The organism is Parasphingorhabdus pacifica (assembly GCF_054779195.1).
On the sequence record NZ_BAAGYS010000011.1, the window covers coordinates 302,241 to 325,761 of the forward strand.

Annotated in this window: 21 protein-coding genes; 8 read left to right on the top strand and 13 right to left on the bottom strand. The window is 69.6% G+C overall.

Annotated features, from left to right (window positions below):
* Positions 1–50: 50 nt before the first annotated feature.
* A complete protein-coding gene (locus ACYVAN_RS18385; protein ID WP_460961240.1) occupies positions 51–848 on the top strand; it encodes an E3 ubiquitin ligase family protein in 798 nt (265 codons plus the stop codon).
* 69 nt (positions 849–917) lie between these two features.
* Here ACYVAN_RS18385 and ACYVAN_RS18390 read toward each other — a convergent pair whose 3' ends face one another.
* Positions 918–1,130, bottom strand: coding sequence for a hypothetical protein (locus tag ACYVAN_RS18390; protein ID WP_460961242.1), 213 nt, complete (start codon positions 1,128–1,130; stop codon positions 918–920).
* The gene (locus tag ACYVAN_RS18395) at positions 1,123–2,373 is read right to left on the bottom strand and encodes a PspC domain-containing protein (protein ID WP_460961244.1); all 1,251 of its coding nucleotides are present in this window, start codon (positions 2,371–2,373) and stop codon (positions 1,123–1,125) included. Before ACYVAN_RS18395 ends, ACYVAN_RS18390 begins: the two co-directional genes overlap by 8 nt.
* Before the next feature lie 62 nt (positions 2,374–2,435).
* Between ACYVAN_RS18395 and ACYVAN_RS18400 the strand changes: the two genes are divergently transcribed.
* Positions 2,436–3,803, top strand: a complete 1,368-nt coding sequence (locus tag ACYVAN_RS18400; protein WP_460961246.1) for a PspC domain-containing protein — start codon at positions 2,436–2,438, stop codon at positions 3,801–3,803.
* A gap of 65 nt (positions 3,804–3,868) precedes the next feature.
* Positions 3,869–4,552, top strand: coding sequence for a response regulator (locus ACYVAN_RS18405; RefSeq protein ID WP_460961248.1), 684 nt, complete (start codon positions 3,869–3,871; stop codon positions 4,550–4,552).
* 59 nt (positions 4,553–4,611) lie between these two features.
* Here the strand turns inward: ACYVAN_RS18405 and ACYVAN_RS18410 are convergent, their stop codons facing one another.
* Positions 4,612–5,607: a DMT family transporter gene (locus ACYVAN_RS18410; protein WP_460961250.1), complete on the bottom strand. Its 996-nt coding sequence runs from the start codon at positions 5,605–5,607 to the stop codon at positions 4,612–4,614.
* A gap of 122 nt (positions 5,608–5,729) precedes the next feature.
* Here ACYVAN_RS18410 and ACYVAN_RS18415 point away from each other — a divergent pair, with 122 nt between their 5' ends.
* On the top strand, positions 5,730–6,626 hold the full coding sequence (locus ACYVAN_RS18415) for a LysR family transcriptional regulator (protein ID WP_460961252.1): 897 nt from the start codon (positions 5,730–5,732) through the stop codon (positions 6,624–6,626).
* A 101-nt stretch (positions 6,627–6,727) separates the two neighbouring features.
* Here the strand turns inward: ACYVAN_RS18415 and ACYVAN_RS18420 are convergent, their stop codons facing one another.
* From ACYVAN_RS18420 to ACYVAN_RS18450, 7 genes are all read right to left on the bottom strand, one after another.
* Complete coding sequence (locus ACYVAN_RS18420; protein WP_460961254.1) at positions 6,728–8,308, bottom strand: serine/threonine-protein kinase; 1,581 nt, start codon at positions 8,306–8,308, stop codon at positions 6,728–6,730.
* 172 nt (positions 8,309–8,480) lie between these two features.
* Complete coding sequence (locus ACYVAN_RS18425; protein WP_460961256.1) at positions 8,481–9,944, bottom strand: serine/threonine-protein kinase; 1,464 nt, start codon at positions 9,942–9,944, stop codon at positions 8,481–8,483.
* Between the two features lie 148 nt (positions 9,945–10,092).
* Entirely contained in the window at positions 10,093–10,299 is a 207-nt protein-coding gene (locus tag ACYVAN_RS18430; RefSeq protein ID WP_460961258.1) for a hypothetical protein, read from the bottom strand.
* 216 nt (positions 10,300–10,515) lie between these two features.
* Positions 10,516–11,226, bottom strand: coding sequence for a hypothetical protein (locus tag ACYVAN_RS18435; RefSeq protein ID WP_460961259.1), 711 nt, complete (start codon positions 11,224–11,226; stop codon positions 10,516–10,518).
* Positions 11,227–11,451: 225 nt separating this feature from the next.
* Entirely contained in the window at positions 11,452–12,333 is an 882-nt protein-coding gene (locus tag ACYVAN_RS18440) for a hypothetical protein (RefSeq protein WP_460961261.1), read from the bottom strand.
* Between the two features lie 33 nt (positions 12,334–12,366).
* Positions 12,367–13,101: a PIG-L deacetylase family protein gene (locus ACYVAN_RS18445; protein ID WP_460961263.1), complete on the bottom strand. Its 735-nt coding sequence runs from the start codon at positions 13,099–13,101 to the stop codon at positions 12,367–12,369.
* 196 nt (positions 13,102–13,297) lie between these two features.
* Complete coding sequence (locus ACYVAN_RS18450; RefSeq protein WP_460961265.1) at positions 13,298–13,615, bottom strand: hypothetical protein; 318 nt, start codon at positions 13,613–13,615, stop codon at positions 13,298–13,300.
* A gap of 158 nt (positions 13,616–13,773) precedes the next feature.
* Here ACYVAN_RS18450 and ACYVAN_RS18455 point away from each other — a divergent pair, with 158 nt between their 5' ends.
* Positions 13,774–14,589, top strand: a complete 816-nt coding sequence (locus ACYVAN_RS18455) for a 3-hydroxybutyrate dehydrogenase (protein WP_460961267.1) — start codon at positions 13,774–13,776, stop codon at positions 14,587–14,589.
* A gap of 70 nt (positions 14,590–14,659) precedes the next feature.
* Positions 14,660–15,979 carry an MFS transporter gene (locus ACYVAN_RS18460; RefSeq protein ID WP_460961268.1) on the top strand — a complete coding sequence of 440 codons (1,320 nt, stop codon included), beginning with the start codon at positions 14,660–14,662 and terminating at the stop codon, positions 15,977–15,979.
* 61 nt (positions 15,980–16,040) lie between these two features.
* On the opposite strand, the gene ACYVAN_RS18465 is transcribed toward ACYVAN_RS18460, so the two are convergent.
* Together ACYVAN_RS18465 and ACYVAN_RS18470 are read right to left on the bottom strand one after the other, a co-directional pair.
* The gene (locus ACYVAN_RS18465; protein ID WP_460961270.1) at positions 16,041–16,349 is read right to left on the bottom strand and encodes a chorismate mutase; all 309 of its coding nucleotides are present in this window, start codon (positions 16,347–16,349) and stop codon (positions 16,041–16,043) included.
* A gap of 310 nt (positions 16,350–16,659) precedes the next feature.
* Positions 16,660–17,343 (bottom strand): DedA family protein, encoded by a 684-nt coding sequence (locus tag ACYVAN_RS18470; RefSeq protein ID WP_460961272.1) that lies wholly within the window; start codon positions 17,341–17,343, stop codon positions 16,660–16,662.
* A gap of 166 nt (positions 17,344–17,509) precedes the next feature.
* On the opposite strand from ACYVAN_RS18470, the gene ACYVAN_RS18475 reads away from it, so the two are divergent.
* A complete protein-coding gene (locus ACYVAN_RS18475; RefSeq protein WP_460961274.1) occupies positions 17,510–20,029 on the top strand; it encodes a UvrD-helicase domain-containing protein in 2,520 nt (839 codons plus the stop codon).
* A 267-nt stretch (positions 20,030–20,296) separates the two neighbouring features.
* On the opposite strand, the gene ACYVAN_RS18480 is transcribed toward ACYVAN_RS18475, so the two are convergent.
* Positions 20,297–21,025 (bottom strand): M23 family metallopeptidase, encoded by a 729-nt coding sequence (locus ACYVAN_RS18480; RefSeq protein ID WP_460961276.1) that lies wholly within the window; start codon positions 21,023–21,025, stop codon positions 20,297–20,299.
* Positions 21,026–21,670: 645 nt separating this feature from the next.
* Between ACYVAN_RS18480 and ACYVAN_RS18485 the strand changes: the two genes are divergently transcribed.
* Positions 21,671–23,440, top strand: coding sequence for a hypothetical protein (locus tag ACYVAN_RS18485; protein ID WP_460961278.1), 1,770 nt, complete (start codon positions 21,671–21,673; stop codon positions 23,438–23,440).
* Positions 23,441–23,521: the final 81 nt, after the last annotated feature.

Consider the following 23,521-nt stretch of genomic DNA (forward strand, 5'->3'; position numbering starts at 1 on the left):
GGTTCCGATTCCCGAACTCCCTTACACCCAATAGGGTGATCGTGTTCGGGGTGGCAACGAGTGCCGGGGGCGTAGTGATCTTCATCGGCTTGGCATTGCTCGTCGGGGCGGCTGTCGGGTTCTTCTTCATGCGCCAGGCGCGTGACGAGCTGCACGCGATGATCGGCGCGGAGACCCTACCGGTCGGCGAGCTGGAGACGCTGCGCGGCGCGTCCGACGAAATCGGGGCGCGCGGGTCGTTCCGCAAGCGGTGCGAGGTAGTCGGCAGCGCGCATCCCCGCCCGGAGGGGGTGCTGGTCTCGCAACTCAGCGGCACCGAGTGCGTCTGGCACCGGCATGAGGTCGTGCGCCACTACGAGCACGTCCACTACCGGAACGGGCGTCGCCGGGTGAAGCGGCGCAAGGAGACCGTTGCCGGGCACACCTCCTGGGAGGGGTACGCGATCCGGGACGATCAGAACGTCCTGATCGGCCTCGACCCGAACGGAACCGCTCCCGACCGCCCCGAGCAAGTGCTCGACCGGTACGAGCCGCACCGGCCGGACGGTCCGAGCCTGTTCGGCGTGCAGTTGCCGCGCATGTTCGATTCCAGCGGAACGATCGGCTACCAGTACAACGAGTGGGTCATCCGGCCGGGGACTCGGCTCTACGTCCTGGGCGAGGTCCACGACAAGATCGGTCCGCTGGTCATCGGCAATCCGGAAGCCGACGGGCACTTCATGATCTCCACCCGCAGCGAGCAGGAACTCCGGGACAGCAGGGGAACCCGGCACAAGCTGCTGAGCGTCGCCGTACTGGTGGCCGCTCCGGCCGGTCTGGTGTTCACCGTGTTCGGCGCGTTCATGTAGTGACCGGCCCGGCGCGGTTCGGATTGGGGGGCGCGTGGGATTCGGGGCCCGTGTGGGGTTCGGGCGTGGTCAGGTCTCGCGCCGCGTGCGCACCGAGAGGATCAGCAGCACGACCCCGATGATCATCGATCCGACCGCGATCATCCAGTGCGGTGCCAGGATGTTCCCGGAGTCGAACAGGGCCCAGCCCGCGGTCCCCACCGCCACCATTCCGGCCACGAGGGTCAGCGGGTCCGGGCCGCTGCGGCCGTTCTGCTTCGGTGTGTTCTGGTCGTCAGTCACGCTGCACCTCCACGCTGCCGGAGTCGACCCGCAGGTCGAGGGTGATGTGACCCCCTCCGGGGCCGTCGGTTCCGAAGTCGGTCGTTTCGGTGGAGACGCGCTCCCCGGCTCGTTCCCCGGCCAGGCAGCGGACCTGCCCTCGATCGGCCGAGCATGAGGTCGTGACGTCCAGCTCGGGCGGTATCCGGACGTGGATGTTGCCCATGCCGACTTCGACCGTGGTCGAGGTCGGCCCGTTCACCGGCACCGGTGGAATGGTCATCTCGGTGAGGTCCAGCTCGATGTTTCCGACCGAGGCGTCGTAGTTCGGTTGCACCGCTTCGATCGTCACCGGTGTGATCGACCGGTTCGTCACGCCGCGCCACGGGCCGCTGTCCGACAGCACGCTCAGCACGACGGCGAGGGCAGCCAGCGGGATCGCGACCAGCGCGAGCTTGCGACCGGCTCGCACGAACGACGCGACGATCATGCCGACTCCGAGCACGCCCAGCGCCACGGCCGCCGCCTGGTACGGCGCACCCGAAGCCGCGAGCGTCAGCAGGCCGGCGAGCACCGTCGCTCCCAGCACGGTGAAGCTGATCCACCTCCGCGATGGGGGAGGCGGTTCGGGGGGAGCCGGGTCGGTGGGTTCGGGCAGGTCCCAGGCGAACGGAGCCGCCCCGAGCGGGTCCCACGCCGGCGGGTGCTCGCGGACGGGAAGCTCGGCCTCCTGCTCCGGTGGCCGTGGGTAAACCCAGGTGTTCGGTTCGGCCGGCGACCCGTCGTCCCCGGATGCCTGCGGCGCGTTCGTGGCCGACCCACCGGCCGACCCACCGTCCTGTCCGCCGCCCGATCCGCCGGCACGGCGGCGCTGCAGCAGGTACAGCGCGGTCAACCCCAGGAGCAGTCCGAACAGGCTGGAAAAGCCGATGGCCCAGACCAGCACTGCCAGTGGAATCAGGAGCAGCACCAACCCCGTCGTCGACGGGTGTTTGGTGACCGGGCCGTCCACTCCGGGACCGACCTCCTTCGGCAGGACGAGCCAGCCCAGCAGGTACAGGATCAGCCCGGAGCCGCCGAAGAAGGTCCCGACGACGAAGGCCACTCGGACCAGCACCGGGTCGATGCCGTAGTGGATGCCGAGCGCAGCCGAAACCCCGCCGAACTTACCGCCCGTGCGGGGGCGCACCGGGCGATCGCGCCAGAACTCCTCGAAGGTCTCGCGAACCGAGTCCAGTGCTTGGGGGGCGTTGCTGCCAGTCATACCGTTCACTATCCGCACCGCTACGGTCGTCCGGTATCCGGGACGACCCTGAGCATGCCCGGATGAACGCGGTGGATTCCCCGATGTGCGTGCGAACCGATGGTGTGACCATCGATGATGTGGATGTGCGGGTCAAGGGAATGCGAACACCGGGGAGGCCGGACGGGTCCGGTGTTCGTCCCGAAAGCGAACTGGGTCCCCCGCCGCGGCTCTACCGACAGCGCGAAGGGCGGCTCCTGGGCGGAGTCTCCGGCGGGATCGCCGAGCACCTCGACGTGTCGGTGCTCTGGGTGCGGGCGTTCTTCGCCGCGTCGGCGGCGTTCGGCGGTGCCGGGGCTGTGGCGTACGGGCTGCTGTGGGTCTTCGTACGGCAGGACGGCGGTCGAGGGCGAAGCGCCTCGCTGAAGGAACGCCAGCAGAGCATTGGGCTCATCCTGCTGGGTATCGGTCTCACGGTGGCGGTCAGCTCGTACGGCTGGTTGCCCGCGTGGTTGACCGGGCCGCTGGGCGTGACCCTCGTGGGCGTCGCCGTCGTGTGGCGGGAGGCCGACGAGTCGCAACGCAGGCGCTGGCGGCAGAACGGTGTCGCCGGAGTGCTGTTCAGCGGCAGCACCCGAGCCGGGGTCATCCGAATCCTCGCGGGCAGTTCGCTCGTTGTGATCGGCCTGTCGGTGTTCCTGGGTGGCATCGGATCGGTCGGCGAGTTGCAGTTCGCGTTGCTCGCCGTGCTCGCCACGCTGGTCGGCGTCGCCGTGCTGACGATTCCGTGGTGGCTGCGTCTGGTGCGAGACCTCGACTCGGAGCGCGCGAGTCGCATCCGGTCGCAGGAACGCGCCGAGATCGCGGCGCACCTGCACGATTCGGTGTTGCAGACCCTCGCCCTGATCCAGAAGCAGTCGGAGTCGGCCCGTGAGGTCAAGCGTCTCGCCAGGGGGCAGGAGCGGGAGCTGCGGACCTGGCTCTACGGCCCGGACGGTTACGGGCGGACCGAATCCGGCGGGAACGAGGTGGACCGCGTCTCGCAGGAGGTGCTCGCGGCGACGTTGTCCGCCGAGTTGTCCCGGGCGTGCGGGGAGGTCGAGGACTCCTTCGCCGTCGAGGTCCAGCAGGTCGTGGTCGGGGACTGTGATGTGGACGAGCGGATCGCGGCGCTGCTCGCCGCCGCGCGGGAGGCGGTCGTCAACGCCGCCAAGCACGCGGAGGTCGCCGCGGTCAGCGTCTACGCCGAGGTGGAGCCGGAACAGGTCTCGGTCTACGTGCGCGACCGCGGTGTCGGGTTCGATCTGGACGAGGTTTCGGCGGATCGGCATGGGCTGGTGGATTCCATCCGGGGGAGGATGGAACGCAACGGGGGCCGGAGCCGGCTGCGCAGCACGCCGGGCGAAGGCACCGAAGTGCAGATGGAGATGCCGAGAGCGGGCCGGCCGTGAACCGGCGGCCGGTACGGGTGATCCCGGTACCAGGTCCCGCCGCTGAAGATCGAGGAGGCTTTGCCGTGAGCAGCGAACCCGACAACGACGCCCCGGAACGCCCGGTCCGGGTGTACCTGGTCGATGACCACGCGCTCTTCCGGACCGGTGTCCGGGCGGAGCTCGCGGCATTTCCCGAACAGGTCGAGGTGATCGCCGAAGCCGGTTCCGTGGCCGAGGCGATCGCGGGCATCGGTCACTACCGGCCCGAGGTGGTGCTGCTGGACGTGCACATGCCGGACGGTGGCGGGGCCGAGGTGCTGCGGCAGGTGCGGGATGCCCACCCCGACGTGGTGTTCCTCGCGCTGTCGGTGTCCGATGCCGCCGAGGACGTGATCGCGGTGATCCGGGGAGGCGCGCGGGGCTACGTGACCAAGACGATCTCCGGCCGGGAGCTGGCCGACGCGGTCACGCGGGTAGCCGCCGGAGACCCGGTGTTCTCCCCCCGGCTCGCGGGTTTCGTGCTCGACGCGTTCTCCCGGGGAGGCAGCAGCGCGGCGGTCGGTGATCCGGAACTCGACCAGCTCACCCCGCGCGAGCGCGATGTGCTCCGCCTGGTCGCGCGGGGCTATGCCTACAAGGAGATCGCTTCGGAGCTGTTCATCTCGGTCAAGACGGTCGAGACCCACGTTTCGAGCGTGCTGCGCAAGACCCAGTTGTCGAACCGCTACGAGCTCTCCCGCTGGGCCACCGACCGGCGACTGGTCTGAGCCGAGCCGGTCACGCGCCCGCGTGACCGGCGACCTTCGGGTTTCCCGCGCGGTGGTGTTCATTTGCCCGGGTGGTTGGTGGCCAGTTCGGCGTAGAGCCGGGTGCCCGTCACGAGCGCTTCGCGCGCCACCGGCCCGGCGGGGAGGTGACCGGCGGGCCGATCACCGGCCTGGGGCGGGTTCCGGCGGGCCAGCGCCACGCCGGCCAGCACGATCACCATTCCCAGCAGCACGCGCGGGCCGAACTGCTCGTCGAGCACCAGCCAGCCGAGGGCGACCGACACCACGGGCATCAGGAAGGTGACGGTCGAGGCGGTGGTCGCCCCCTCGTCCGCGATCAGCCGGTAGTTGAGCGCGAAACCGATTCCGGTGCCGAAGATGCCGAGGGCGGCGACGGCCAGCAGCGGAGCGGCTGCCGGTTCGGGAAGGCGCAGACCACCCAACGGCAGTGCGAGCGTCGCGATCCCGGACGCGGCGATCATCTGCATCGCGGCGAGGGCGAGCGGGGTGAGGCCGTTCGCGCGCAACCGCTCACCGGTCAGGTGCCTGCCGATGTAGGTGTAGCCGATGCCGTAGCTCGCCGAGGCCGCGAGGCACGCGAGCACACCCCAGCTCAGCGCATCACTCTGCCAGGGGGCGAAGATCACCAGGACGCCGGTGAATCCGAGCCCCAGGCCGATCCAGCGCTGCGGCGACATCGTGTTGCGGCTGCCGAGGACGAAGCCGAACAGGCCGGTCCACAGCGGGGTGGTGGCGTTGATGACTCCGGCCAGCCCGGAGTCCACGGTCTGCTCGCCGGTGTTGAGCAGGGTCCAGGGCAGTGCGCTGGCGAACAGCGCGGCGACCGCGACGTGCTTCCACAGTCGCGAGTCACCGCCCAAGCGCTGTCCCCGGAAGAACACCAGCGCGAGCAGCACGAGCGCGCCGAGGACGATCCGGGCGAACGTGATGTGCGCGGGGGCGAGGGCCTGCAGACCCACTTTGATCAGCAGGAAGCTCGCTCCCCAGAGCAGGGCCAGGCTGCCCAGGCGGATGTAGCTGACCGGATTGTTCATCGAGCTCCGTCTCCTTGCGTGCGTGGTGCGTGTGGCGGCTCCTTTCACGGTGACCCCGAGCTAATGTAAGGACAAGCGAAAAAAATTAGCACAACATTTTAGCTCTGCTGTAATGTCGGGCTATGTTGGACGTGCGACGCATGCAGGTGCTGCGGGCCGTGGTCACCAGCGGATCGGTCAGCTCCGCGGCGAACAACCTCGGATACACCCCTTCGGCGATCAGTCAGCAACTCGCCACGCTCGAACGGGAAGCCGGAACGCCGCTGCTGGAGAAGGCGGGCCGCGGCGTTCGCCCCACGCCTGCGGGCAACCTGCTCGCCGAACGCGCCGGAACCGTCACCGAGCTTCTCGGCGAGGCCGAGGCGGAACTGGCCGACATCCGCGCCGGTCGGACCGGTCTGCTCCGAGTGCGGTTCTTCCACACGGCCGGGGTCGGACTGATCCCGCCCGCCGTCGCCAAGTTCTCCGCCGAATGGCCGGACGTGCAGCTGGAACTCCGGATGATCGACGAAGGGATACTCGGCGAGGTCGCCACCGGCGAGGCGGATCTCGCCGTCATCGTCGTCAGTCGGGAGGTCCCCGACCGGCCCGGCGTCCGGTTGCTCCACCTGGTCGACGAGCCCTACCGCGTGGTGCTGCCGAAGGACCACCCGCTGTGCGACCAGGAATACGTCGATCTCGCACAGCTCGACCGCGAATCGTGGGTGCGCAGCGACCTGCCGCGTGGCGGACCCTGCGAGGAGTCGCTCGACGACGCGTTCGCCGCGGCCGGGCTGACTCCGCGAGTGGTGCTGGACGCCGACGGCTCCTACGCCGCCCAGGGATTCGTGGCCGCCGGGATCGGCGTCGCGCTCCAGCCGAAACTCGCGGTCGACGTCGTGCACCCGGGGGTAGAGGTGCGGCCGGTCCGGCACCCCGAACCCGTGCGCCACATCTACATCGCCGTACGGGAAGCCACCGCGGAACGACCGGCTGCGCAGAGCTTCATGACGACGCTGGGCGAGATCGCCCGCGGCTGAGAACCCGTATCGAGCCGTGCCTCCAGCGGCGCGGTGCCGACCACCGAGATGTGGAGGTATTACCGCTGCGGTGGGGCGAGATCGCCCGCGCGAAGGGCCGGTCAGCCCCTGCTGTCGCTGTTGATCACCGGATCGCCGTCCTGCACGGCCATCCCCAGCACGTGCCGCTCGGTGCTCGTGTTGCCGCCCTCGGTCGTGTACTTCAGCTGGAGGACCACCTTGGCGCCGCGCACCTGCGGTCCAGCGGTGATCTCGACATCCTCCACCGAGTTCCAGAAGCTCTTGTACTTCTCCTTGCCCTGCGCTTTCAGGCCGGGGCCCAGCAGCTTCCAGGACTTCTCCAGTTTGTCGGGGACCAAGGAGAAGTAATCCTTCACGACCTCCTTGATCTCCTCCTGGGTAACCGAAGCCTTCGCGGGCGCGGAAGAGGCTTCGCTGCTCGGGGCGGCGGAGGTGGTCTGTTCCGCCTCAGAGGTCGGTGGCGGTGCCGGCGACGCCGGTGGCGCCGGTGGCGGTGCCTGCTGCTGCGTCGTTTCCCGGGTGGCTGGCGCCGCATCCGGGTTCTGCTCCGAGCCGCCACCCAGGCCGAACGCGTTGGCGCCGAGCACGCCGATCAGGATCGCGGCCAGCACGGCCACCATCCACAGCAGGGCCGGACGCCACGAGCTGCGGTTGGCGACCTGAGCCCGTGCGGGCTCACCGACTTGGGTCGGCGGATTCGAGGGATTCGACCGGTTCGGCGGGTTCGACGCGGCGTACGCGGTGCGCGGTGCCTCGGCTGGTGCCGCACCCTGGCGGGTGGCGTTTGCCGCGGGCGGATGTTGCCAGCCGGCGCTGGGGGGAGCTGCGCTGGGAACCGGGCGCCCGTCCGCGACCGCTTGCAGCAGGTTGCGGGCCGTCGCCATCGTCGGCCGATCCACCGGGTCGGCGCGCAGCAACTCCATCAGAGCCGAAGTGAGCGGCCCTGCCTGCCGCGGTGGCTCCACCTGGCCGCGGGCCACCCGATGCAACAGGCTGATCGCGTTCTCGTCGACCCCGAACGGCGGTTCACCCTCGATCGCCGCGTAGAGCGTCGCTCCCAGCGAGAAGACGTCCGAAGCCGGCGCGGGATCACGTCCGAGCGCCACTTCTGGCGACAGATAGGCGGGCGTGCCCGCCAGAATCCCGCTCTTGGTCACTGAAACGTCACCGATGGCCCGCGAGATCCCGAAGTCGGTGATCTTGGCTTCGCCGTTGTCGCCGAGCAGGATGTTGCCGGGCTTGAGGTCGCGGTGGACGATGCCTGCCATGTGCGCGGCAGCGAGCGCGCCCGCGACCTGCGAGCCGATGCGGGCCACCGACTGCGGTGGGAGCGGTCCCTGATCGGCAAGCACGGTGGCCAGGCTCTTCGACGGCAGGTACTCCATGACGAGTACCGGCTGGCCGTCGTCCTCGGCGACGTCGAAGACCACGATCGCGTTCTGATGTTGCAACCGTGCGGCGATCCGGCCCTCGCGCATCGACCGCTGCCGAGCTTCCTCGGTCTCCTCGGGTGTGAAACCGGGCTGCAGCAACAGCTGCTTGACCGCGACCGTCCGGTGCAGACGCTCGTCGACGGCGCGCCACACCACGCCCATCGCGCCGCTTCCGATTTGCTTTTCCAACCGGTAACGGCCCGTGATCAAACGGCCCTCGGCGCTCACAGGTGTCTCCTGGTACTGGCGGTAGCTACGACTGAACAGTACTGACCGGAACCCCCGTGTCAGCTTCTCCCTTGACGTACTGACGTTACTGAATGCCTCGGGCCCGACGACACGAGGCCGGGGTGGGTGCTTTTAGGGGCACCCACCCCGGCCGTCGACAGCATCGAGCCGATCAGCCGATGGTCGCCGACGCGGGAGCCTGGGTCGTGCCAGGGGATGAGGTGGGCTCATCCTCGGTCGAGGTGGGCCCCTCATCCGCCGAGGAGGTCGGTTCCTCCTGCTGCGAGGAGGTCGGTTCCTCCTGCTGCGAGGAAGTCGGTTCCTCCTCCACCGTGGAGGAGGTCTCTTCCTCGGTGGAAGTCGGCTGCTCCACGACGGTGGTGGTGTTCGTCTCCACCTCGGGCTCCGACGTCGGCTGGGGTGGCGGGGGCACAGGGTTCTGCGAGGTCTCCTGGCTGCCCGCCGGCTCGGTCGGCGTGTTCGGCTGATTGAAGAACGCCGTCGTCACCAGCACGGCGACCACCGCCACCGCCGCCAGTGCGATACCGGAGATCACCACCGGCCGCTTGCTCTTGCGCGGCTGCTCGTAGATCGCCGCGTCACCCCGCGGGTCGGCCCCCATGTACGAGGTGGCGTCCTCGTACTGGTTTTCGCTGTAGGGGTCTTCCTCGTAATGCGGCGTGGCTCCGACCGACGTCCCATCCGGGCCACCGGCCACGTTGGTGGTCGCCATGCCCGGCTGGCTCGACGTGGCCGAGTCCGGCGTGAAGGCAGGCGGGATGGGTGTGGCCGAGGTGGGAACCGAGGTGACGGCGCGACCATCGGCGATGGCCTGCAGCATTTCCCGGACCTGGGCCATGTCCGGCCGGTCCTCGATCCGGGCGTTCATCATCGCGACCAGCGGATCGCTCATCGGCCCCGCTTGCTGCGGGTGCTCGATCCGGCCCGCCGCGACGGCGTGCAACAGAGCCAAGGTGTTCTCGTTGAGCCCGAACGGCGGGTGGCCCTCGATCGCCGCGTACAGCGTCGCGCCGAGCGAGAACACGTCCGACGCGCCCGTGGGCTCCTGGCCCATCGCCACGTCCGGCGACAGGTACGCGGGCGTCCCGGCGAGCATCCCGGTCTTGGTGACCTGGACATCGCCCTGGGCCCGCGAGATCCCGAAGTCGGTGATCTTCACCGTGCCGTCGTCGCCGAGCAGGACGTTGCCGGGCTTGACGTCCCGGTGGACGACGCCCGCGGCGTGCGCGGCGCCGAGCGCTGCTGCCACCTGCGCGCCGATCCGAGCCACCTCCTGTGGTGGCAGCGGTCCGTGCTCCGACATCATTGCCGCGAGACTTGTAGATGGCAGGAATTCCATGACCAGCACTGGCTGGCCCTCGTCCTCGGCTACGTCGTAGACCGAGATCGCATTAGGGTGCTGCAGGCGTGCCGCGATCCGACCTTCCCGCATTGCCCGCTGCCGCGCTTCCTCGGCCTCACCCGGATCCAATCCGGGCTGCAGCAACAACTGCTTGACCGCGACCGTGCGGTGCAGGCGCTCGTCAACACACTCCCACACCACGCCCATCGCGCCACTGCCGATGCGTCGCTGCACTCGGTAGCGTCCGGCGACCAGGCGACCTTCGTCGCTCACCGACGTCTCCCCGTACTGCTATCGATGCCCAACGGTCACCCCGACTGATGCGAGATTCCGGCGGTACCGGATCTCGGGTCGATGGCGCCGCCGAACATCGGCGGATTTGGCGGACCGGCTTCGGCCCTCCGACATGTACACGTTCATCTCACGGCAGCAGGTTGACCAATGATCCGACCTGGCCGTGATACGGCAGCCTAGCCGACGCCGAGTCGGCGTAGGCCCGAAGTCCGTAGATCCGTTGCGGCGATTTCGAGGATACCCGTGGGCCCTCCGCCGCTTCGGCGGCCGTGGTCGTTCCCTCGCGGTACGCGCAGGTGTTTGTGCTGATCGTGGTGGGCGCGTGGATCTCCACCGAACCGTCCGACCGTGCTCGTGCGGACCTGGGTCCGGCGCCGCTACCGGTCTGTCCGGTTCGCCCCGAGGCGTGGATTCCGGTCTTCGGTGGGTGCTGGAGTCTTCGCGTCGTTGCCGCATCGTTGTGAGCGAGCGGGTGACTGGGCGTACCCGCATACCCCCGGATGGCGGAGTGATTGGTCGGAGCCCCGCACTCGTTGTGCCCACCACCAGGTCACCCACCGTGCATCCCGGCCGTCAGCATCTCGATCGATCCGACGCAGGGGCTGCGGTGCCAGTCGACGGTGATCCGGTGCCGGAGGACCACCCGTGCCCCGTCCGGATAGGTAGCCGCCACAGCGGACACCACCGCGTCGTCGCGCTGCGGCTCCACCCGCAGCGCCCGTGCTGCCTCCACCTCCTCCCACGCGCGGACCAGCTCCGCGTCCTCGGCGCTCAGCTCCGGACACAGTAGGTTGAGGGCGCTCGCGGGGTCGACGGCCAGCCGCGCGTAGAGATCCGCGACCACTTGCCCAGCGGATTCCATGCTCCCGGCACCGGGGTTCGCTTCGGGAGCGAGCGGAACCGGGCGGTTGGCCTGGGGGCGCGGCGACGTGGTGTGGCCGGGGCGGGGCGGACCGTCGGTCGTCGTGGCGAACGGCCACCTGGCTTCGCGCAGCAGGCCAGGGTGCAGGGCCGCGACCCCGGTGATCGGCCCGGGCTGGGCGAGCGATGCCGACGGCTCCCGGCGCGGTTCGGCGATGATCGTGCAGATGGCGATCGCGGCGCAGCAGACGACGAGAACGCCGAGGAAGGAGATCGTCGCCCGGACGGAGAACGGAAGGGCTTCCGGAGACGCCGGATGCGGTCGTCGGCGTCGGATCATGTCGGCAGCGGCTACCGCACCGGTGCGCGATCGCCGGTGGGCCTTCCCGAAACGCTTCACTCGCCCGCCCTCGTGCTGCTGCTGTGTCGTACCTGCCGGTGCACTCGTATCGCGTGCCGTGGCCGTCCTGGGGGATTGAGTCCGGAGTTCACCTGATCAGGGAAGAACACTCCGGCCCTCGGGCCACGAACGGAGCAGCAGCCCTCACGCGGAGCAGCCCTCGCCTCGCGGCGTGCTCCCGTGGTGTGCCCGCGGGTGGGGCGATCGCCGCCCGTTCGCGGCCGCTCAGTCGACCTGCTGGTCGGAGCGGACGAGCGGGTCCTCGCCCGAGGTGAATCGCAGCTCCCGACGTTGGGTTTCCGTGCTTCCGTCCGGCCGCTCGATCCGCAGCGTCGTGACGGTCTTGGAGGACGAGGTGTGCACCTCGGTGATCTCCATCGATTCGATGTCGGCGTAGCGGGCGGCGAACCGCTCGTAGCCCTCTTCGCGCAGCGCGCCGGTCGTCAACGCGTAAGCCGACCGCAGGTCGCCCGCACGCACGTGGCTGAAGTACTCGTCCGACCGCCTCGCGACCACGTCGGGGTCGGCGAGGGTCACCAGCTCGAAGGCCTCGGAGGTGGGCGGCGGCTCGGTCCGAGTCGTCGAGGGGGAGGGCGGGAGAGCCGACTCGCCGGGCCGATCGGTGCCAGGGGGCGGAGCCGGTGTCGTCGAGTGCCCGGGCTGCTCGGTCGGCTCGGTGGTCGTGGTGGCTGCCTTCGGGACCAGTTCGATCGCCTCGAAGGGATCCGGCAACGACGAGGAACTCGGCGTGAGCATGGCCAGGTGCTCGCCCCGGGGCACGCCGGGCAGATCGAGGTTCTCGTCCCGAGGCTGGTCCTCGATGAGCATCGTGACCAGCGCCAAGCTGCCCAGCACCGCTCCGGAGGAGGCGATCGCGAACCACGCCGCGCGGCGCCACGTGCGTGGTGGTGTCACCGATGCGGGAACCGTTCCCAGATCGAACTTGCGCAGGCCTTCCGGCTCGGGGTCGCCGGACGCGGTCGAGCCCGCTCGGGGATGGACACCCCGGTCGTCCTCGGAGCGGAGCCGGTGCTCGGACGGGGATTGGCCGCTCTCGGATGGGGGCCGGTCGATGCGACCGGACCAGCCGGTGGTTCTGCCGTACATCGTTTCGGTGCCCCTACCTTTCGCTCGTCGCGCTCAACTCGTGTCGACCGCCTGGAAAGCTTCGGCGCGGTGCCCGGACGGCAGGCCGTGCTGCTGGGCGACGTACGCGGCATGCCGGTGGACGATGCCGTCCAGGTCGTCGAGATGAGCGGTCTGCGAACGGTGCGCCGCCAGCGCTGCCAGCTTCGCTCCCATGTGATCGGTGATGTCGACGGCGTGGTTGATCCGCTCATCGGGTGTTTCCGAAAGCCACAGCCGCCGCACGCGCCACGGGCGCAATCCTTCCTCCGCCAGCAGCTCGGGATGGGCGAACTCGTTGCGGGCGTCGGGATACACGGCATCGAGCGTCGCCTCGCCCACAGCGCGGTGATCGGGATGCGAGACCGCGATCCGAGCCCAGTTGATCTCGGGTGAGTGGGTGATGACCAGGTCGGGGCACGCGGTGCGGATCACGCGGGTGATGTCCCGTCGCAGCGCCAGGTCGGCGGTCACCCTGCCGTCCTGGTACCCGAGGAAGTGCACGTCGGTGACTCCGACCGCCTCGGCCGCGGCTCGCTGTTCGGCTTGCCGGATGCCGGGGACTTGTGCGCGCGGGGTGTCGTCGAATCCTCCCGCGTCGCCCGAGGTGCACACGCAGTAGGAGACCCGTGCTCCGCTGGAGGTCAGCGCGGCGATCGTGCCCGCGGAACCGAAGTCGACGTCGTCGGGGTGTGCGGTGACCACCAGCGCCCGTCGCGGCTCGAAATCGGCTCCTGAATCCGTGGGCATGGTCACAGATCGTAGGTCGCGTGACCGTGGCCGTCCGGTGAGTCGTCCCGGCCGGTCCGAGCATCACACCATCGAGTGAGGGGTTCGGGCCTCCGGCCGGTCGTTGTTCAGGCAGCGACGGTCGAGCCCGGGCCCGAGTGGATGGCGCGAACGGCCGGATCCCGCGAGAGGGCGGGATCCGTGTCGGTGCGACCCGCTAGAACTTCCCGCTGCGGAACCGGCTCTGGGTGCTCTGCAGCGCCTTGAGCGAGGCGAACCCGCCACCACCGCCGAGCAGGATGGCCAGCACGTCCGCGCCGCCATCGCCGGTGGAGACCAACAAGGCGAGCAGCGTCACCGCGAGCGAGACCCCGGCGACCGGGTACCGCTTCTTCGCGAATTCCGTGACCGGCTGTCCGCCGGGGCGTTTCTTCGCGGCCGACGTCAGCACCGCCAGATAACCGGCGTGTCCGGCGGCAGCGAGGACCGCGACGAGCGTGACGACAAGGGCGACAAGGCCAAGGACGGCGTTCATACCGTCCAGTCTGCCTTGCTCAGCGCCTGCCGGGTATGGGTGATATCCCCGAAATCCCACCTGAGACGGGATCCGGGGGGCGGAGCCGGGCCTGTCGGGCCGAAATGGTTGTGCCCGACCCCTGGATTGAGATCGGTATCACGCATAGGTTTCGGGCCATGGATGATCGCTCGGCCACCCCGGCGGGTTCGACCACCGGCCCGCCCGGCGCGGCGGAAGGACATCCGGCCGTCCCGCTCGCGGGCAAACAGGCGGTGGTCACGGGCGCCGCCAGCGGTATCGGTGCGGCCATCGCCCGCAGGCTCGCGGCGGCAGGGGCCACCGTCGTCGTGGTCGACCGCGCGGCCGAGCCGGTCGAACAGGTCGCCGAGGAGATCGGGGCCGAGATGCGCATCGTCGACCTCGGAGACCCGGACGAGGCCGCGGGCGTCGGCGAAGGCGCCGACATCGTCGTCAACAACGCGGGTGCACAGCACGTGGCCCCGGTCCACAGGTTCCCGACCGACGAGTTCGCGGGGCTGCTCCGGCTGATGCTCGAGTCACCGTTCCGGATCGTCCGCGCGGCCCTGCCCGGCATGTACGCGCGCGGTTGGGGCCGGATCGTCAACGTCTCCTCGGTGCACGGACTGCGCGCCTCACCGTTCAAGAGCGCCTATGTCGCCGCCAAGCACGGCCTCGAAGGCCTGTCGAAGACGGTCGCCCTGGAAACCGCCGGACACGGCATCACCTCGAACTGCCTCTGTCCCGGATTCGTGCGCACCCCGCTGGTGGAGCGGCAGGTCGCCGAGCAGGCCGAGCTGCACCGCGTCCCGGAAGCGCAGGTGATCGAGGACGTGATGTTGGCGCGCACCCCGGTCAAAAGGCTCGTCGAGCCCGACGAAGTCGCCGCCCTCGCGCTCTGGCTCTGCGGACCGGGGACCGATTCGGTCACCGGTTCCTCCTTCCCCATGGACGGAGGTTGGACCGCGCACTAGTACCGCGGAAGCGGAGGCGGAGGCGCTCGACCGCGCGAATCACGATGTTCACCCGAGGCTGGGAGATCCGATGAGCAGCGAAGCCCCTAGTCCACCCAAAACCGGCTTGGGACGCGTGGTCGCCGCGAGCCTGGTCGGCACGACCGTCGAGTGGTACGACTTCTTCCTCTACGGCTCGGCCGCCGCGTTGGTCTTCAACAAACTGTTCTTCCCGGCCGGAGACCCGCTGGTCGGCACGATGCTGGCGTTCGTCACCTACGCGGTGGGTTTCATCGCCCGGCCGCTGGGTGGGCTGGTGTTCGGGCACTTCGGTGACCGGGTGGGCCGCAAGAAGCTCCTGGTGCTGAGCCTGCTCATCATGGGCACGGCGACCTTCGCGATCGGACTGCTGCCCACTTACCAGGCGATCGGCGTCAGCGCCCCGCTGATCCTGACCCTGCTGCGCGTGGTGCAGGGCTTCGCGATCGGCGGCGAGTGGGGCGGTGCCGTGCTCATGGTTTCGGAGCACGGTTCCGCGGAACACCGCGGGTTCTGGGCTTCGTGGCCGCAGTGCGGTGTTCCGCTCGGCAACCTGCTCGGCACGGCGGTGCTCGCGTTCCTGGCGACGGTGCAGTCCGACGAAGCCTTCATGACCTGGGGCTGGCGGGTGGCGTTCCTGCTTTCCGGTGTTCTCGTGCTCATCGGCCTGTGGGTCCGGCTGGCCGTCTCCGAGTCGCCGCTGTTCCTGGAAGCAGCACGCAAAGCGGAGGAATCCGGCACCGAGAGCAAGCCCCCGGTCCTGGAGGTGCTGCGTCGCTATCGCAGCGAGGTGCTGACCGCGATGGGCGCGCGGTTCGCCGAGAACGTCGTCTACTACGTGCTGACATCGTTCGTACTGACCTACGTGGCCACCTACCTCGGACTACCGCGCAGCATCGCGTTGAACGCCTCGCTCATCGCGGCGGCGCTGCACTTCATCAGCATCCCGTTGTGGGGAGCGCTGTCGGACCGCATCGGGCGTCGACCCGTCTACCTGATCGGCACCATCGGCACCGGGCTGTGGGCCTTCGTGTTCTTCGGGATGCTCGACACCAAGTCGTTCGTGGTCATCACTTTCGCCACGACGGTCGGCCTGGTCTTCCATGGCGCGATGTACGGGCCGCAGGCGGCCTTCTTCGCGGAGCTGTTCGGGACCAGGGTGCGGTATTCGGGCGCGTCCATCGGCTACCAGCTGGCTTCGATCGTGGCCGGTTCTCTCGCACCGATCATCGCCACCGGGCTGCTCGCCGCTTTCCACTCCTCGACACCGATCGCGATCTACGTCGCGTTGTGCTCGCTGGTGACGCTCGTGGCGGTGCTGCGCGCGCCGGAGACCCGCAAGCGGGACCTGGCGGCTGACGACGGCCTCTGACCTCCGGCCTGCGCGCGGGGTCGGCCGCAGCCGACCGATCCCGCGCGGGGCGGGCACCGGATCAGTGTCCGAGTTGTCCGCGTCCGAGTCGGAGCAGGATCATGGCGAGTTCGCGGCCTTCGGCACCCAGCTCGCGGTACCGGGCCAATACATCCATTTCGCGGTTGTAGACGATGCGTGGGCCTCCGGCGGCCATCCGGGCCGCACCGATCTCGCGGGACACCTCGGCCCGGCGCTTGATCAGGCGCAGGATCTCGGCGTCGAGGTGATCGATCTCGTTGCGGTGGTCGTCGATGCTCTCCGCGGCGTCCTGAGCGGTCGCGGCGGTCGCGGGCGACTGCGGTTGGTCACCGTCCACAGCGGCGTTCATGGCAATGTCCTCCGGCTCGTCGGCCCCGCCTCGGCCCGGACACGCGAACGCCCCCGAGTCCGAGGACTCCGGGGCGTCGTAGTGGTGTGAGCTCACACTGCTACGGGCGCCGGAGTCCGGAGCCCGTAGAAAAACGAGAAGATCTGCGTGAGCACACTGCCAGTTTGCCACATCGCCGACGGTCACGGCCACGTGACGGGCGACTCGTATCCGATCCGATGGCCGCCCGGTGCGGTACACCGCCAGAGCCGGTTACCGGTGCGGCCTCGCTACCCGGTCGGAGGTGGCTCCGTTCAGGGGCGTATCCCGGTCAGGGGTGGCTGGTCGTGCTGCCGGCCCGGGACGCGCCGTCCGCGACGTCCGCTGGCAGTCGGCGGCGCTTTCGGGCGCCGCGGACGAGCACGGCGACCGCCGCGCACCCGCCCACCAGTGTCAGCAGCACCGTGAGCGTGCCGTACCCGATCACCTCGGCGACCATGCCCAGCGTGACCGCCAGCGTCGTGTGCACCGCCGCCCACAGCACGGCGCCGATCGCGGCGAGCACGATGAATCGCCGGAACGGCACGCGCAGGGTGCCGACCACGGCGGGCACGATGGCGTGCACACCCGCGACGAACCGGGTGGTGATCAGCGCGGTGCCCCCGGAACCACTCACGATCACCTCGGCCGAACGCCAGCGCTGCTCGCCGATCTTGCGTCCCAGCCACGAACGCCGGAGCCGCTCGCCCAGCGTGCGCCCGAGCAGGTATCCGCCGGATTGACCGATGATGTTCGCCAGGATCGCGACGACGAAGAGCGGAACCGCCCAGCGCACGCCGAGAGCGGCGACCGCGAGCAGCAACATCGCCTCCCCCGGGAGCACGATGCCGACCAGCATGGAGGTCTCCAGTGACAGGACGACCAGCACGGCGAGCAGACACAGCCAGGGGCTCACCGTCGACGCGGCCGCTACGAGGTTGCGGATCGCGTGGTCGAGCTGGTTGATCCAATCCATGCGAAGGACTCTTTCTCGCCGCGGGGCTCACGCCCCACAACGTGGCGTCGACGGGAATGCGAAGAATCGGGGGACGGACCGGAACTCTCCCGGAGTCGGACCGGGCCGCGGCACACGGGTGCAGCATTCGAATCCTGTCGGTGCCTGCCGGTAACGTGGAGCCACGATGAGCACCCTTTTCGATCTTCCGCAGCACGGTTCTACCGGACCGGTGGACTCCGGTTCGAGCGAGCGACCCGAATCCGATCCGGAAGCCCTGCTCGCCGGGTTGAATCCGCAGCAGCGGGAGGCCGTGGCGCACTCGGGTTCTCCGCTGCTCGTCGTCGCGGGCGCGGGATCGGGCAAGACCAGGGTGCTCACCAACCGCATCGCCAACCTGCTCGCCGAGGGTGTGCATCCCGGTCAGATCATGGCGATCACGTTCACCAACAAGGCCGCCGCCGAGATGAAGGAGCGGGTGGCCGACCTGGTCGGGCGGCGGGCCAACGCGATGTGGGTGTCGACGTTCCACTCGATGTGCGTACGGGTGCTGCGCCGCGAGGCCGCCACGTTGCGGGAAATGCTGCAGGGGTCCGGCGAACATTCGGGTTTCTCGTCCAACTTCTCCATCTACGACGCGGACGACTCGCGCCGGTTGATCACGATGATCGCCCGGGAGCAGGAGCTGGACTCCAAGCGGTATCCCGCTCGTACGCTCGGCGCGCAGATCTCCAACCTGAAGAACGAGTTGCTCACCCCGGACGAGGCCGCCGAGCGCGCGGGTAACGACATGGAGCGCAAGGTCGCCCAGGTCTACGCGACCTACCGGCGCAGGCTGGTCGACTCCAACGCGCTGGACTTCGACGACCTGATCATGCGCACGGTCGAGTTGCTGCGGGCCTACCCGGCGGTTGCCGAGCACTACCGGCGCCGCTTCCGGCACGTGATGGTCGACGAGTACCAGGACACCAACCACGCCCAGTACGCCCTGGTTCGCGAACTGGTGGGCACCGAACCCACCGAGAGCGGACTGGAACCGGCCGAGCTGTGCGTGGTCGGAGACGCCGACCAGTCGATCTACGCCTTCCGCGGTGCGACCATCCGCAACATCGAGGAGTTCGAACGCGACTATCCCGATGCGCGGACGATCACGCTGGAGCAGAACTATCGCTCCACGCAGACGATCCTGTCGGCGGCCAACGCGGTGATCCGGCAGAACGCCAACCGGCGGGACAAGCGGCTGTGGTGCGACGCGGGCGACGGCGAGCCGATCGTCGGGTACGTCGCCGACAACGAGCACGACGAGGCCGCCTTCGTGGCCGGGGAGATCGACCGGCTGGTCGACGACGGTGCGGCGTCCTTCAACGACATCGCCGTGTTCTACCGGACGAACAACCAGTCCCGGGTGTTCGAGGAAGTCTTCATCCGGCTCGGGTTGCCGTACCGGATCGTGGGCGGAGTGCGCTTCTACGAGCGTCGCGAGGTGCGCGACGCGCTGGCATACCTGCGGGTGCTGGACAACCCGGAGGACACCGTCAGCCTGCGCCGCATCCTCAACGTCCCCAAGCGCGGTATCGGCGACCGGGCGGAAGCGGTGGTGGCCGCGCACGCCGAGCAGGAGCGGATCTCGTTCGCGACGGCGCTGCGCCGCGCGGCGGCGGGCGAGGTGCCGTTGCTGAACACTCGCGCCCAGCGGCAGATCTCCGGTTTCGTGGCGCTGCTCGACGAGCTGCGCGGGATCGCGGCCAGTTCGGATGTGGCCGAAACGCTGGAGTCGGTGCTGGAAAAGACCGGTTACCGAGGTGAGCTGGAAGCCAGCGACGATCCGCAGGACGCCACCAGGGTCGAGAATCTCACCGAGCTGGTGACCGTGGCCAGGGAGTTCACCGAATCCCGGGGAGCTGAAGGCGGTGCCGACGCTTCGACGTCGGCGGTCACGTCGGAGGAAGCCTCGGCCGAGGCGGTGGTCTCCGTCGCGGAACCGGCGACCGAAGAAACTGACGAGCAGGCCCTGAGCCTGCCCGCGGACGACTCGTTGTCCGCGTTCCTGGAGCGGGTCTCACTCGTGGCCGACGCGGACTCGCTCCCGGAATCGGGCGACGGCGTGGTCACGCTGATGACCCTGCACACCGCGAAGGGGCTGGAGTTCCCCGTGGTGTTCTCGACCGGCTGGGAGGACGGAATCTTCCCGCACATGCGCGCACTGGGCGACTCCGTCGAGCTCGCCGAGGAGCGCAGGCTCGCGTACGTGGGGATCACGCGTTCCCGCAAGCGCCTCTACCTGTCTCGGGCGGTGACGCGTTCGACCTGGGGGCAGCCCGCGACGAATCCGTCGTCGCGATTCCTCGGTGAGATCCCCGAGGACCTGGTGCACTGGCGCCGGGTCGAACCGGAACGATCGGCACCGCAGGTTCGCAGCACGTGGGCTTCGCGCAGCGGGGGTGGCGGTTTCGACCGGGGTGGTTCGGACTCGGCGCAGGCCGGCGTGGCGTCCCGGGGGCTGCGTAGCACCGGGTCGCAGGGCTGGAAGGACGCGGTGCCGCTCAAGCTCGAATCGGGTGATCGGGTCACGCACGACAAGTACGGGTTGGGCACCGTGGTGGCGACGGAGGGCGAAGGGGCGCGAGCGACCGCGACCATCGACTTCGGTGCCTCGGGGACGATCCGGTTGATGCTCATCGGCAGCGTCCCGCTGACCAAGCTGTGAGGATCGGACTCGCGCGGGTCACGTACCGGCCCGCGCGAGTCGACGGCGCTCCGGTCCGGAAACGCGTCGGTAGGTGGTTGCTCACGCGGATCCCGCAGCGCCGCCCCCGCCACGGGAATCCCCGCCGGGAATCCGCCGCCGGGGAAATTCGCCGCGGGAGGTCCGCTATGGGAACGGCGCTGCGGGTATGGAGCTGCGGGGTCGAGTGGTGAGTCGCCGGGAGTCGGGTGGTCGGCAATCAACACGGTGCCGACCACCCGGCCCGGATCAGGTGATGCTGACGCCGTTCTCCTGGAGCCACGGCACGGGATTGATCTTCTTGCCGCTGGCGTTCCACACCTCGAAGTGCAAGTGGGTACCGGTGGAGAATCCGCGGTTGCCCATGGTCGCGATCTGCTCGCCGGCCTGCACCGAGTCGCCCACGTCCACCGTGTACGAGTTGATGTGGCCGTAGACCGTGATGCTGCCGTCGTCGTGCTGGATCCGGACCCACAGGCCGAAACCGCTGGCCGAGCCGGCTTCGATGACCACGCCGTCGGCCGCCGCCACGATCGGGGTGCCCTTGCTGTTGGCGATGTCGATGCCGTAGTGGGTCGTGCCCCAGCGGCCGCCGAAGCCGGAGGTGAACGAGCCTTGCGCCGGAGAGAAGAACTTCTGGCGCTGAGCCTCCTTCTCGGCGGCGAGCCGCGCGGCTTCGGCCTCGGCGCGCTCAGCCGCGATCCGCTCGCTCTTCGCGAGCTTCTCGACTTCGGAGGCGGTGTCGGCTACCTCGGCGGCGGGGAGCACCTCGGGGGCGGAACCGCCCATGCCGGTCGCAGCGGTGTGGTTGCCTGCGGTGTTCGTGGGGGCGTTGGCGGCCGAGCCGAAGGACGCCGCGGCGTCCTGGCCGTTGGCCAACGGGGTGACGCCGCCGTTGTAGTCGTGCTGATCGTCTTCGCTGGCCAACGACTGGCCTGCTGCGGCGAAGGCGCCTGCCGCGACGGCAGCGACGACCACGCGGCCGCGGAGTACTGACGGGGGTGACGGGACCCGGTTATTGCCACGTTTGCGTGCGGTTTCGCCGGGATGATCTTCCTCGTTCAGCAAGGAAGGCTCTTCGCCGCCGGGGGAGCGGTGTCGGGACACTGCCTGCCCTTCTGTCTCGGGGAGCCCAATCACGACGCCGGACGGGGATTCCGGACCGGTCGGGGGAACCGGTTTGGCCTTCGCCAGTCGTGATCAGACCGTGACAACGGACCGGGGGACAATAACCAGGTTGATCCCTTAGGGGCAATCCCCGATCAGGGGTCCCCGGTGTTCGGGGAATCGGACTTGGAGTCCCCACATCGCCGTCCGTGGCAGTGCGGTATGGCGACCGACAGCCGTTACTCAGCGGTACTGCCTGCGGCTTCGTGATCGAGGAAGTCGGTCTCGAATGGACCAGCGGAGCCCGCGAGCCTCGCCGGCCGATGATCCCTCCGTGGTCAGTGGTGACTTAAGTCACTTCTCGATTGCCTCTCGGTGGGCTCCATCCCCTGGACTGTTCGGCCCAACCGGTGTGTGGGGCGCAACTCTCGGTCGGCCCTCCGGAGATGCGCGCACCGAGCGGTCGTCCGAGCACGCCTCCTGACGTCCGCACGTGGGATTGCTAGCGTCGGCGCGGTGAGCGCGCGGTCCGAACTCCAAGCCGACGACAAACCGACCCCTTCGCCGCCGGACGCGCCTACCGCCTCCGGCACGCCCCCGTCGCGACTGATCGCCGCGATCGCCATTGGCGCGGTCGGCGCCGTGCTTGTCGGCCTGGCGCCGGTCATCGGCATGGTCAAACCCGCTATGCCCGCGGCGTTCGCTTCCTGGCCGCTGTTGTTGCCGCTCGCCATCCTGCCGCCGGCGGGAGCCGCTTGGGCGGTGCGTCGAGGACGTTCCGCGCTCGGAGCGGCGCTACTGCTCGGTCCTGCGGTGTTGGCCCCCGGTCGGCTGGTGCTCGACGGCCAGCTCGTCTTCGACGCCGGGTTGGCGGCCAGACCCGAGCTCCTGCTGCCCGACACCCTCGACCCGCTGATCCCGTCCGTGGGCCTGTGGTTGCTGCTGGTCGGACACGTGCTGACCGCGATCGCGGGAGGACTGGCCTCGACCAGCGTGAGCCGCGACCCGGACCCCTCTCTCGGGGCCGCCTTCGGCGACATCGAGGACATCCCGGCCGGGGGCGCTCGGCGGCACGGGTTGCTGACGGTGGTGCTGTGCGCCGCCGTCGTCGCGGCGGTCGGGCTGTTGATGACCCAGTTCCGGTCCGGCGACCCGTACCTGCTGCCACGGGCCGCGCTCGACTCCCCGCCCGCGGTACTGATCGGCAGCCTGGTGCTGGCGATCGGCGTGCTCGTCGCGGGCGGTTTCGCCGCCGGTTCGGCCGATCTCCAATTCGCCAGGGGCGGACTGCTCGGGCTCGGCGCCGCACTCGCCGGGATCGTGGTTCCGCCGCTGTTCGCGGTCGCCGTCCTCGCGGACCTGCACCTGGCGTCGGGTTCGGTGCTCGGGTTGATCGGAGCGGCTGGGCTGGTCGCCTCGGCGATCTCCGCCGGACGAGTGCCCGCCCGCGAACCCGCCGGAGAGCTGCGCCTCCCCGCGTTGACCAGGCTGCTCGCCGCGGCGGGTGCGCTGGGCCTGATTGCCGGTCTGCTGGCGTTGGTGGCCGCGATGCTGCCCCAGTGGCAGATGCCCGCGGGCTTCGCGGGTGAACCGCCCTACCCGGCCCGGCTGCTGTGGCCGTCGGGCGGACTGGTGGCCGCGCTGGGAGCCGCGACCCTGTGGCCGCGCACGGCGCTGCGAGCGCGCCCCGCGCTCGCGGTGGTGTGGGTGGCGATCCCGTTGGCCGGTACGGCCACGCTCGACACGGTCTTCACCGCCGCTCGGTCGGCGGGGGCACAGGCAGGGACCGGTGCCTGGGTGGCCGGTGCGGCGATCGTCCTCGCCGTGATCGCCGGCCTCCTGGCAGCGATCGCGGGTGGGGTCGAGCGCGACGACGTCGACCTCACCACCACTACCGCCGACCGAACGGTGGCGGTGCCCGCGCTGATCGCGGCGGCGCTCGTGATCGCGGCGTTCAGCCTGCCGGTGGTCACCGCACCTGACTACGTGCCGCCGGGCGTGTTCACCGGTTTCGGCACGACGTCGTGGGGACTGGTGTGCGCGATGGTGGTGGTGGCCGGAGTCGCTGCGACGGCACCGCTGTGCCGTCCGGAACGGGCGACGGCGTTGCTCGCCGGTGCGGCGGGCGTCGTGCTCGTGCGCGTGCTGGAAATGCCGCTGACCGCGGAGCGGGCCGAAGGGGCCGGCCCCGGATGGGGTGTCTGGAGCGGCTCGGCGGCCCTGCTCGTGCTTCTGGTGGCCGCTGCGGTGGCAGCGAGCCGCGCGCGCCATCGGGAATCGGAGTAACGCACAGCACACTTGGGCCCACTTTCGCGTGTTCCGTTCGTCACTGTATCGGGCGGCAAATGCCTTTCCGCGTGCTGAAAG

Bases quoted from the DNA above. Each gene is read 5' to 3' on its own strand.
- ACYVAN_RS18455 (WP_460961267.1), top strand. From the start codon at position 13,774: ATGGATGATCGCTCGGCCACCCCGGCGGGTTCGACCACCGGCCCGCCC.
- ACYVAN_RS18475 (WP_460961274.1), top strand. From the start codon at position 17,510: ATGAGCACCCTTTTCGATCTTCCGCAGCACGGTTCTACCGGACCGGTG.
- ACYVAN_RS18460 (WP_460961268.1), top strand. From the start codon at position 14,660: ATGAGCAGCGAAGCCCCTAGTCCACCCAAAACCGGCTTGGGACGCGTG.
- ACYVAN_RS18400 (WP_460961246.1), top strand. From the start codon at position 2,436: ATGAACGCGGTGGATTCCCCGATGTGCGTGCGAACCGATGGTGTGACC.
- ACYVAN_RS18395 (WP_460961244.1), bottom strand. From the start codon at position 2,373: ATGACTGGCAGCAACGCCCCCCAAGCACTGGACTCGGTTCGCGAGACC.
- ACYVAN_RS18445 (WP_460961263.1), bottom strand. From the start codon at position 13,101: ATGCCCACGGATTCAGGAGCCGATTTCGAGCCGCGACGGGCGCTGGTG.
- ACYVAN_RS18410 (WP_460961250.1), bottom strand. From the start codon at position 5,607: ATGAACAATCCGGTCAGCTACATCCGCCTGGGCAGCCTGGCCCTGCTC.
- ACYVAN_RS18470 (WP_460961272.1), bottom strand. From the start codon at position 17,343: ATGGATTGGATCAACCAGCTCGACCACGCGATCCGCAACCTCGTAGCG.
- ACYVAN_RS18465 (WP_460961270.1), bottom strand. From the start codon at position 16,349: ATGAACGCCGCTGTGGACGGTGACCAACCGCAGTCGCCCGCGACCGCC.
- ACYVAN_RS18440 (WP_460961261.1), bottom strand. From the start codon at position 12,333: ATGTACGGCAGAACCACCGGCTGGTCCGGTCGCATCGACCGGCCCCCA.
- ACYVAN_RS18415 (WP_460961252.1), top strand. From the start codon at position 5,730: ATGTTGGACGTGCGACGCATGCAGGTGCTGCGGGCCGTGGTCACCAGC.
- ACYVAN_RS18450 (WP_460961265.1), bottom strand. From the start codon at position 13,615: ATGAACGCCGTCCTTGGCCTTGTCGCCCTTGTCGTCACGCTCGTCGCG.